Here is a 9,889-nt window from a genome sequence, read left to right as displayed (position 1 = left end):
AACGAACCACTCCAGGCACAGAGGTCACGGAGAAATGAGGATTTGAGAGATATTTTGCGTAAGTCCTGAATAGAATTCACCAAATCTATCTTAATAGATTTACAAAAACTCTCCTCTTATTCTGGAGAACCAATAGCATCTATTTATGCAGATAACCTACTGCGTACTATGCGTACCATGCGCGATAAATTACCATTTGACCCCTATACAGAAGTGGTAATGGCATTACATGATGCACTGGCATATTCTAACCGTTGGATTGACTATAATACCAGTCAATACCAGGGAGTTTGTGAATTACTTACATCTCTAGTAAATCAACAAACAATCAACAATTCATCAGTGGAAACAGCAATTTTAACTTTAGAAAACTTAGGCTTTAATACCCTACCATTTGGGCTAACAATTGATGAAAACCTGGATATAGATACAGGGGTTTCCGCTCTTATGAGGTACATCTTAAGCCCCCTCCTCGCTTGCGGGGAGGGGGTTGGGGGTGGGGTTCTTGTACCTCATAACATCGGGAAGTGCTGTAAAGATGAGGAATAATACTAAATGAATGATAAATTCTTGGTAAATTACTATCGCATTTATCAAAAATAATTTTGTAAATATTTTCAATATTTACTATTTCCTGTAACCATCAAATTAATCATAATATCAATAACACTGGCCACACAGGGAATAGCAATAGCATTACCAGTCAATTTCCTCATAGTTTGATAACTTCCCACCACTTGATAAGATTCAGGAAAACCTTGTAATCTCAACATTTCCCTTTCAGTTAACCTTCTTTCTCCATTAACTAATAGATAATTATAGGATGCTCCTGCTCTTAATGCACAAGAATAAGGATATACACTAATATTACCAGATTTATTTTCATGCCATATCGTTGGTTGATCATCTTGTTGATTAGGCTTAACTTTTTGTAACCGATTTTGTCTAATCTTTTCGGAAGCATAATAAAAGTCAGAAACGGAATTTTCTAATATTGTTGATAATGGTTGCATCGGAATTTTTATCAATGGCCATTTAAAATTTTCATAATGATGTTGATTTTTAAAACCTATAATTAAAATTCTTTCTCGTTTTTGTGGTAGTCCAAAATTTAAAGCATTAACAATTTTATAATCTGTGTAATATCCTAAATCTTGTAAACTATCAATAATAATTTTTAATGTTTTTCCCTGTTGATGTCCTTGTAACTGTTTGACATTTTCTAATATAAAGGCTGTGGGTTGTTTAGCTTGAATAATTCTAGCAATATCAAAAAATAATGTACCTCTGGTATCTGCAAAACCTTTAAGTTCCCCACAAATACTAAAAGGTTGACAGGGAAAACCAGCCAATAATATATCATGTTCTGGAATATCATTTTCATTAATTTTAGTAATGTCTCCTGCTGGAGTTTCTCCAAAATTTCCTGTATATATTTTTTGGGAGTCTATATCAATATCACTAGAAAAAACACATTGAGAGGAAATATTATACTGATGACAAATCATTTCAACGGCTATTCTAAATCCCCCTGTACCACAAAACAAATCTATGAATTTCATCATTTTTATCCTCATTGTTAAATATTGATATACACATGATTTTAAGCTGATATTATAATACTGTTTCAATATACAGCAAATCCTGTAGGGTGCGTTAATCAAATAGAGTTCTTTATAAAAATCCGGGTTTAATACGCTAGAATTTGGGGTAACACTTGATGAAAGCCTGTATATCGCTAAAAACAACTTTTTAAAATGAAAACAGACAGCATATTTTACCGATTGTTTCAAGAAATACCTAGCATATTTTTTGAACTGATTGGTAACTCCCCTCAACTAGCCGAACTTTATCAATTTTCATCAGTTGAAGTCAAACAAACAGCCTTGAGAATAGATGGAGTTTTCTTACCTAACCAAAATACAGATAACCCCATCTACTTTTTAGAAGTACAATTTCAATCAGACAAGGATCTCTACCATAGACTTTTTAGCGAAATATTTCTTTACATTCGCCAAAACAACCCCAAAAATCACTGGAGTGCGGTAGTTATCTATCCAACCAGCAGCATAGATACAAGAGATATTCAGCATTATCAAGAATTTTTCACCAGTCAACGAGTCCGAGTTATTTATCTCGATGAATTAGCAGAAACAACATCTTTACCCATTGGGATTGCTACAATAAAACTAATCATCGCTAACCCAGATAATTCCATTACCCACGCCAGAGAATTAATCGCTAGAACTAAAGAAGAGATCAATTCTCAACTTCAACAGCAACAACTATTACAAATCATTGAGACAATTTTAATTTACAAGTTTCCAAGAATGAATAGGGAGGAAATAGAAGCTATGTTTGGATTAAGTGAGTTAAAACAAACCCGATTTTATCAAGAAGCAAAAGAAGAAGGTGAACGCAAAGCCAAGTTAGACGCAGTTCCTGGTTTGATCGCATTGGGTTTAACTAGAGAACAAATCGCACAGGTTTTAAATTTAAGTTTGGCAGAAATTAGCGAGATTATTCAACAACAGAATATCAACACAAAGGACAAATAAAAAGGATTTAATCAGTGTAACCCTAACCAAACTTTTCCTCTATTTTTTCTCCTGTACAGAATCAGATAATATACTGTGCATTTTAACGACCGCACCAATTACGGCTATTGCTGGTGCGAGAAATCCTTTTTCTGTTACTTGTGCTACAATTGTCCCCAATTCACCAATTAATTCTTCCTGTTCTGGCCGAGTTCCCCAACGAATTAAGGCCATGGGGGTATCTAAACTCAATCCAGCTACAGTTAACTGCTCTACAATGTAGGGTAAATTATGTATACCCATATAAATTACGATGGTTTCTGAACCATGGGCTATGGCTGGCCAATTTACCTGGGGTTTATACTTACCAGCAGATTCATGTCCAGTCACGAAAGTTACAGAAGAACTATAAAGACGATGGGTTAAAGGAATACCAGCATAGGCCGCTGCGGCTATTCCTGATGTAATCCCTGGTACAACTTCTACAGGAATCCCTGCGGCTACCAATTCTGCCATTTCTTCCCCACCACGACCGAAAATAAAGGGATCACCACCTTTGAGTCTGACGACGGTATCATGATTTGCCGCCTTTTCTATCAGTAATTCTGTGGTAGCTTCTTGTAATAAAGAATGTCTACCCATTCGTTTACCCGCGTTAATTTGTTCTGCTGCGGGATTAATCATATTTAATACTTCTGGACTTACCAAAGCATCATATATAACCACATCTGCACAAGCTAATAAATCTTTGCCCTTGATAGTCATGAGTCCAGGATCTCCTGGACCTGCACCAACTAAATAAACTTTACCCAAAAACTTTTTCCCCTTCTTTGATCAAATCCCCGATTAAATCAGCAAATTCTCGACTTGTTCCTAAAGGTGGTGCGAGTTGAAAAGTTACTGATGGAAACTCCAATTTTAGCGTTTCTACTGCCAAAGCGATCGCATCAGTTATGCCACCTGTAAATAAAAAATAGGGAAAAATCGCAATTTGTTTATAACCAGCGGTAATCAATTCCTTGACTCTTAGTTCTAAACTAGGAGGTACAGACCAATAAGCTGTAAATGCACCCACACTAGCTGCTATATTTTCTACAGGGGCATGAGAACCAGGACGACGACTACCATGAGCTAGGATAATTGATACATCAGCTTTTACTGTCATCATCATCCTAGAAACAAACTTTTCTAACCCAGGATAACTACCGACATGAGGACATAATTCTATTTTTATGCTTTCATTTATTACCTCTTGTGCCAGTGCTATTTCTGCGGGAATATCAGTCATGAGATGAAAGCCCGGTAACAAAAATAGGGGGATAATTTGGACTATTTTACAGCCAAAAGCCGCAACTTGACCGGCGAAATCTTGAATTTGTTGATGTAAAGGTTGGATATTGGCCTCTAGAGTAGCAATACCTATCAAGTTTTCCCCTTGGGGTAACATCTCACTTAACAGCTTCGCTAATTGCTGCATGGCTAAATCTGGACGAGGATCACGACTTCCGTGAGATACTAAAAGATAAGCTGTGTTAGTCATTAGTTAATTGTCATTGGTAAAATTCCTACCTATTCCCTATTTTTGTTCAGCATTGTAAGTATAAAATTGATTCAATGCTCCCACAGTTTCAAATTTGTAACCTGGTATCCACGAATCAAGTTTAATTTCACTTCTATAAATACTAAAGATTATATAGTCTTGTCGGTTGGTCGTACTGGTAATAAGTTCTTTGATTTGTGGTTTAAGCGATTGAAGCATTTGATTACAATCAACTTTAATTAATCTTTCCAGGAAATTCGGAGTCTTTTGACATACATCAGTTTCTAAGTATGTTGTCAGCTTGTGAACTGCATACTTTTCATACTCAATCTGATTGGGGTTGGTTTTGGCCATAATCACCCCTAATATAGTAACACTTACTGCTCCTATACTGATGAGAGTAGTTAAAAGTTTCATATTTCAACTTGAAGTCGGTAGTTGTTGGTCTTTAAAAGACTACCAAGAAAATTATCTAAATTTCTGATAAAAAAGGCTTGATCATTTTTTTAGTTAGTGTTATTATTGAAAAATAAGCTAAATGGCGAGCGTAGCCAAGTGGTTAAGGCAGTGGTTTGTGGTACCACCATTCGTGGGTTCGAGTCCCATCGTTCGCCCTGGACAATATATCATGTAGGAATAGCAAAAGAAACTTAAATTGGGTTATAATCAGGCTTGTTACCTGTAACTAAGTTTCGGGTTTCCTTATTCCTGTTCAAAAGTGCTGAATGTAAGATGCTGAGATATTCATATATACTCATAGGTTTTATATCAGTAAGTTTAATTGTGCTGTATAAAAGAGAGAATCAACTGTGACCGTCAGAGTCCGTATAGCTCCAAGTCCTACCGGAAATTTACATATTGGTACAGCGAGAACGGCTGTATTTAATTACTTGTTTGCTCGTCACCATCATGGCAAGTTTATTCTAAGAATAGAAGATACAGATTTAGAGCGATCGCGTCCAGAATATACAGATAATATTCTCAATGGACTACGCTGGTTAGGATTGAATTGGGATGAAGGTCCATTTTTCCAATCTCAACGCTTAGAACTTTACAAGGAAGCAGTTGAAAAACTACTAGATCAAGGACTAGCTTACCGCTGTTATACCACATCTGAAGAGTTAGACGCTTTACGAGAAGCGCAAAAAGCTAAAGGTGAAGCACCTCGTTATGATAACCGTCATCGGTACTTAACTCCAGAACAAAGGGCAGAATTTGAAGCTCAAGGACGTTCTTCTGTAATTCGTTTCCAAATCGCCGATGATCGGGAAATTGTTTGGAATGACTTAGTACGGGGTAAAATGAGTTGGCGTGGTAGTGATTTGGGTGGTGATATGGTCATTGCTCGCGCTTCTAGTGATGGTAGTGGTCAACCATTGTATAATTTTGTGGTGGTTGTGGATGATATTGATATGGAAATTACTCATGTGATTCGGGGTGAAGACCATATCGCTAATACAGCTAAACAGATTTTACTATATGAAGCTTTGGGGGCAAAAATTCCCGAATTTGCCCATACACCCTTGATTTTAAACCAAGAAGGGCGAAAACTCTCGAAACGAGATGGAGTAACTTCCATTTGTGACTTTCAGGATCTGGGTTTTACGGCGGAAGCTTTAGTAAATTATATGACTTTACTAGGATGGTCGCCAGGGGATTCCACGCAAGAAATATTTGATTTGGAATCAGCGGCTCAGGATTTTGGCTTTGAGCGAGTGAATAAGGCTGGTGCTAAATTTGACTGGGATAAATTAGACTGGTTGAATAGCCAATATCTCCATCATAAGCCAGTGGGGGAACTTACAGATTTACTTATGCCCTTCTGGGAAAAAGCTGGTTATCAATTTAACGGTGGTAGAGAACGTCCTTGGTTAGAATCATTAACGGGGTTAATTGCTGCTAGTTTGACTCGGTTGGTAGATGCTGTGGAAATGACCAAGGGATTTTTTACTGATGGTGTAGAATTAACTGAAGAAGGTAGTCAACAACTACAGCAGGAAGGTGTTAAAACTGTAATAAAAGCAATTACTACAGCTTTAGAGAGTCAACCAAATTTATCAGCAGATATAGCCCAAAGTATAATTAAGCAAGTTGTAAAAACAGAAAATGTGAAAAAGGGCTTAGTGATGCGATCGCTTAGAGCAGCTTTAACTGGGGACGTACATGGACCAGATTTAATTCAATCTTGGTTACTATTAAATCAGATTGGTTTAGATAAAGCTCGTTTAAATCAGGCAATTAGCAATAATTAATTACTGAGTATTGGGTAAGAATTTTCTGGAATTTTAAATTCTCCCAGCGGTACTCAAGTCTTTTCTCTAAAGGAACTTGAGACCGTAAATTTATGTCTTTAAAGTTATTTAGCAAATTTCTATAATTACAATGTCCAAAAAAGTATTGACTACAGGAATGATTATACTCTGGACTACAGGTGGATTTAATCAAGTGGCTAATGCTCAACCAGTTTCCCAGATTTTTGGAGATGTTACCATTCAATATCCATTTTCCCCAGATCCATTGACAGTCACGGGAATGAGTGGTGGTTCAATACCGGGAAGCCAAATAGCCAAAACAGAAACAACACCAACTGGACCTTGTAAGGGATTTATGGATAAAGATCCCGATCATACACTGAAACTATTGAGTAAATTTGAATACCTGAAACTAGTAGTTAACAGTCCTGCGGACACGACCATGATTATCAAAGGACCTGGTGGAACTTGGTGTAATGATGACTTTGATGGTAACAATCCTGGTGTTGTTGGTGAATGGCTACCGGGAACTTACCAAATTTGGATTGGTTCTTACAAGGAAAATGATTCCCTACCTTATACCTTAAAAATTATGGGAGATAAGTAAATAGACATCTTGTGAAAATTAAATGTGCGTGACTTGAAACCCTACAATATTTTCGGAGATGTCTAATAAGTCTACTATATTTTAAACGATGATTAGTTACAAGATCAGCGATGACACTATCACCCATCACGAAAAATCTCTCTAAAACTCTTACCTTCGCTTCTTCGTTTCTTCGTGGTTCATACTCCGTAAATTTTCCGTTATACTTAGCTTTAAAGCATAGAAAAGATAAACCATATCAATAAACGCAGATAAACACAGATAAAGAAAAATAAATGAATTTGGTAATCCTGTGCAGTCCAGCGTAAAATTAGTAATAGAGATAGCAAAATATAAATTAGCCCCAAATCCTTACTGGGTATGATTTTGGGAACATTTAACTTTTAATTTTTAATTTTTAATTGGTATTACTATGAGAATTAGGTTAAATTTAATTAAGATTCTAGACAAACTTCATGAATCTGCCATAAGCAAACCGAGGTTTTATGGCTCAAATTACAAAATGGATTTATAAACATCCGTTACAAAAGCAGTCATATTAGTATCTAGAGGCAAATTAAAGATGAAATTTTCTTGGAGAATCGTAGCACTTTGGTCAGTGCTGGCCTTAGTAATTGGCTTTTTCTTCTGGCAAGGCACTTTTACAGGCAATTCTGCGGACATGAGTAAAAATGCGGCCAATACCCGCATGACCTACGGTCGCTTTCTGGAATATTTGGACGCAGATCGTGTTATTAATGTGGATCTTTATGATGGTGGGAGAACGGCAATTATTGAGGCCAATGACCAAGACATCGAAAATCGCACTCAACTCTGGCGGGTAGATTTGCCCGTGAACGCTCCAGAATTGATCCAAAAGTTGAAACAGAAGGAAGTAAGTTTTGATGCCCATCCAATGCGGAATAATGGGGCAATTTGGGGACTTTTGAGTAATTTGATTTTCCCAGTTTTATTGATTACGGGACTTTTCTTTTTGTTCCGGCGTTCTAACAATCTTCCCGGTGGTCCTGGACAAGCGATGAATTTTGGCAAATCCCGCGCTCGTTTCCAAATGGAGGCGAAAACTGGGGTAAAATTCGATGATGTGGCAGGAATTGAAGAAGCAAAGGAAGAATTACAAGAAGTTGTCACCTTCCTGAAACAACCTGAGAAATTTACCGCTGTTGGCGCTCGGATTCCCAAAGGTGTACTATTAGTTGGACCTCCGGGAACTGGTAAAACTTTACTCGCTAAAGCGATCGCTGGTGAAGCTGGTGTTCCTTTTTTCAGTATTTCCGGTTCGGAATTTGTAGAAATGTTCGTGGGTGTGGGTGCTTCCCGTGTCCGTGACTTGTTTAAGAAAGCGAAAGATAACGCTCCCTGTATTATCTTTATTGATGAAATTGACGCTGTGGGTCGTCAACGGGGCGCTGGTATTGGTGGTGGTAATGATGAACGGGAACAAACCCTTAATCAATTATTAACGGAAATGGATGGTTTTGAAGGCAATACTGGCATTATTATTATTGCTGCTACCAACCGTCCTGATGTCCTAGATGCGGCTTTGTTGCGCCCCGGTCGTTTCGATAGACAAGTAACGGTAGATGCTCCAGACATTAAAGGACGTTTGGAAGTATTACAGGTTCATGCTAGAAATAAGAAGTTGGATGATAGCGTGTCCTTGGAAGCGATCGCGCGTCGCACTCCAGGATTTACCGGTGCAGATTTAGCTAATCTTCTCAATGAAGCGGCTATTCTCACTGCTAGAAGACGCAAAGAGGGTATCACTTTAGCGGAAATTGATGATGCTGTAGACCGCGTAGTTGCGGGGATGGAAGGTACTCCCCTGGTAGACAGCAAGAGTAAGCGTTTGATTGCTTACCATGAAATTGGACACGCTTTAGTGGGGACTTTACTTAAAGACCATGACCCTGTCCAAAAGGTGACTTTGATTCCCAGAGGACAAGCCCAGGGCTTAACTTGGTTTACACCTAATGAAGAACAAGGTCTAATTAGTCGTTCTCAGCTAAAGGCTAGAATTACCGGGGCTTTAGGTGGTCGGGCTGCTGAGGAAGTAATTTTTGGAGCAGCAGAAGTGACAACTGGCGCTGGTGGAGATTTACAGCAGTTATCAGGAATGGCTCGACAAATGGTAACACGGTTCGGAATGTCTGATTTAGGTCCTTTATCTCTGGAAAGCCAACAGGGTGAGGTGTTCCTGGGTCGTGACTGGACAACCCGTTCCGAGTATTCCGAAGCGATCGCTTGTCGCATTGATGCACAAGTCAGAATGATTGTGGAAGAATGCTATGCTACCGCTAAGAAGATCATGCGTGATCATCGTAGCCTCGCAGATCGTCTAGTTGATTTGTTGATTGAAAAAGAAACCATTAATGGTGACGAACTTAGACAAATCGTGGCTGAGTACGCGGAAGTACCCGATAAGTCTCAGTTTGTACCCATGCTGTAAGGCTTGATCTTGAACAAAATCCCCGACTTCTTTGAGAAGTTGGGGATTTTGTCATTTTATTAATTAAATAATTTGAGATAGTTCTTCCTTATCAAAAGGATAATAACATATTTAAAATTCTTTGTCAACACCAAAAATCAAATTTTTCGCGGTTTTTTTGCGTCTTGTGATAATTGTAGATAATTGTAGGGTGGGTTACGCTACGCTAACCCACCATTATCACTAATTTATTTTAGGTTGGGTGTTGGGTTGAGAAAACCCAACAAAGCTATTAACTAAATAGGAAAGTACCTCCGGACAGGTTTAAATTCGCATTGGTGCTATTAAATCCTGATGTACCGGATAAGGTAACTAATAATTGACCAGTACCAAAACCAGTATTACCAGTAATACCATCCCCAACTCGCACTAATGTAGAAGTACCCGATGTAATTACATCAAAATTGGTAATACCTGTAAAGTTCAGTTGATCGCCACCAGCGCCGCGCAGAAATTGGTAAACTG

The 9,889-nt window shown here is 38.1% G+C and carries 8 protein-coding genes, 1 tRNA gene and 2 pseudogenes; 6 read left to right on the top strand and 5 right to left on the bottom strand.

The annotated features are described in order from the left end of the window. Positions 1–69: 69 nt before the first annotated feature. Positions 70–429, top strand: a pseudogene (locus ACIR310F_RS22065) (hypothetical protein); the annotation flags it as partial. A 188-nt stretch (positions 430–617) separates the two neighbouring features. Here the strand turns inward: ACIR310F_RS22065 and dcm are convergent. Beyond that, on the bottom strand, positions 618–1,565 hold the full coding sequence (gene dcm, locus ACIR310F_RS0110180; RefSeq protein WP_028083745.1) for a DNA (cytosine-5-)-methyltransferase: 948 nt from the start codon (positions 1,563–1,565) through the stop codon (positions 618–620). Between the two features lie 192 nt (positions 1,566–1,757). Between dcm and ACIR310F_RS0110175 the strand changes: the two genes are divergently transcribed. Further along, positions 1,758–2,558, top strand: a complete 801-nt coding sequence (locus tag ACIR310F_RS0110175) for an Rpn family recombination-promoting nuclease/putative transposase (RefSeq protein WP_028083744.1) — start codon at positions 1,758–1,760, stop codon at positions 2,556–2,558. A gap of 39 nt (positions 2,559–2,597) precedes the next feature. Here the strand turns inward: ACIR310F_RS0110175 and cobA are convergent, their stop codons facing one another. Genes cobA through ACIR310F_RS0110160 form a run of 3 tightly spaced genes read right to left on the bottom strand, consistent with a single transcriptional unit; the run spans position 2,598 to position 4,494 of the window. After that, positions 2,598–3,350, bottom strand: a complete 753-nt coding sequence (cobA, locus tag ACIR310F_RS0110170) for a uroporphyrinogen-III C-methyltransferase (protein ID WP_028083743.1) — start codon at positions 3,348–3,350, stop codon at positions 2,598–2,600. Further along, complete coding sequence (locus tag ACIR310F_RS0110165; RefSeq protein ID WP_028083742.1) at positions 3,343–4,077, bottom strand: sirohydrochlorin chelatase; 735 nt, start codon at positions 4,075–4,077, stop codon at positions 3,343–3,345. Before ACIR310F_RS0110165 ends, cobA begins: the two co-directional genes overlap by 8 nt. A gap of 36 nt (positions 4,078–4,113) precedes the next feature. Then, the gene (locus ACIR310F_RS0110160; protein ID WP_028083741.1) at positions 4,114–4,494 is read right to left on the bottom strand and encodes a DUF4359 domain-containing protein; all 381 of its coding nucleotides are present in this window, start codon (positions 4,492–4,494) and stop codon (positions 4,114–4,116) included. A 124-nt stretch (positions 4,495–4,618) separates the two neighbouring features. Between ACIR310F_RS0110160 and ACIR310F_RS0110155 the strand changes: the two genes are divergently transcribed. From ACIR310F_RS0110155 to ftsH2, 4 genes are all read left to right on the top strand, one after another. Next, a tRNA-His gene (locus ACIR310F_RS0110155) sits at positions 4,619–4,691 on the top strand. A gap of 195 nt (positions 4,692–4,886) precedes the next feature. Further along, entirely contained in the window at positions 4,887–6,329 is a 1,443-nt protein-coding gene (gltX, locus tag ACIR310F_RS0110150; RefSeq protein ID WP_028083740.1) for a glutamate--tRNA ligase, read from the top strand. A 130-nt stretch (positions 6,330–6,459) separates the two neighbouring features. Further along, a complete protein-coding gene (locus tag ACIR310F_RS0110145; RefSeq protein WP_028083739.1) occupies positions 6,460–6,936 on the top strand; it encodes a hypothetical protein in 477 nt (158 codons plus the stop codon). Positions 6,937–7,498: 562 nt separating this feature from the next. Further along, positions 7,499–9,385, top strand: coding sequence for an ATP-dependent zinc metalloprotease FtsH2 (gene ftsH2, locus ACIR310F_RS0110140; protein WP_028083738.1), 1,887 nt, complete (start codon positions 7,499–7,501; stop codon positions 9,383–9,385). Positions 9,386–9,656: 271 nt separating this feature from the next. Here the strand turns inward: ftsH2 and ACIR310F_RS26745 are convergent. Then, positions 9,657–9,889 (bottom strand): annotated as a pseudogene (locus ACIR310F_RS26745) (hypothetical protein); the annotation flags it as partial.

The sequence above is a fragment of the Dolichospermum circinale AWQC310F genome (genome assembly GCF_000426925.1).
GTDB lineage: Bacteria > Cyanobacteriota > Cyanobacteriia > Cyanobacteriales > Nostocaceae > Dolichospermum > Dolichospermum circinale.
The sequence above is the reverse complement of the archived record's forward strand: the minus strand, read 5'-3'. Positions and strand labels throughout refer to the sequence as shown.

What these genes read in the sequence shown, in the direction of transcription:
- dcm (WP_028083745.1), bottom strand. Translation starts at nt 1,565, where the DNA reads ATGATGAAATTCATAGATTTGTTTTGTGGTACAGGGGGATTTAGAATA.
- ACIR310F_RS0110175 (WP_028083744.1), top strand. Translation starts at nt 1,758, where the DNA reads ATGAAAACAGACAGCATATTTTACCGATTGTTTCAAGAAATACCTAGC.
- ACIR310F_RS0110165 (WP_028083742.1), bottom strand. Translation starts at nt 4,077, where the DNA reads ATGACTAACACAGCTTATCTTTTAGTATCTCACGGAAGTCGTGATCCT.
- ACIR310F_RS0110160 (WP_028083741.1), bottom strand. Translation starts at nt 4,494, where the DNA reads ATGAAACTTTTAACTACTCTCATCAGTATAGGAGCAGTAAGTGTTACT.
- ACIR310F_RS0110145 (WP_028083739.1), top strand. Translation starts at nt 6,460, where the DNA reads ATGTCCAAAAAAGTATTGACTACAGGAATGATTATACTCTGGACTACA.
- ftsH2 (WP_028083738.1), top strand. Translation starts at nt 7,499, where the DNA reads ATGAAATTTTCTTGGAGAATCGTAGCACTTTGGTCAGTGCTGGCCTTA.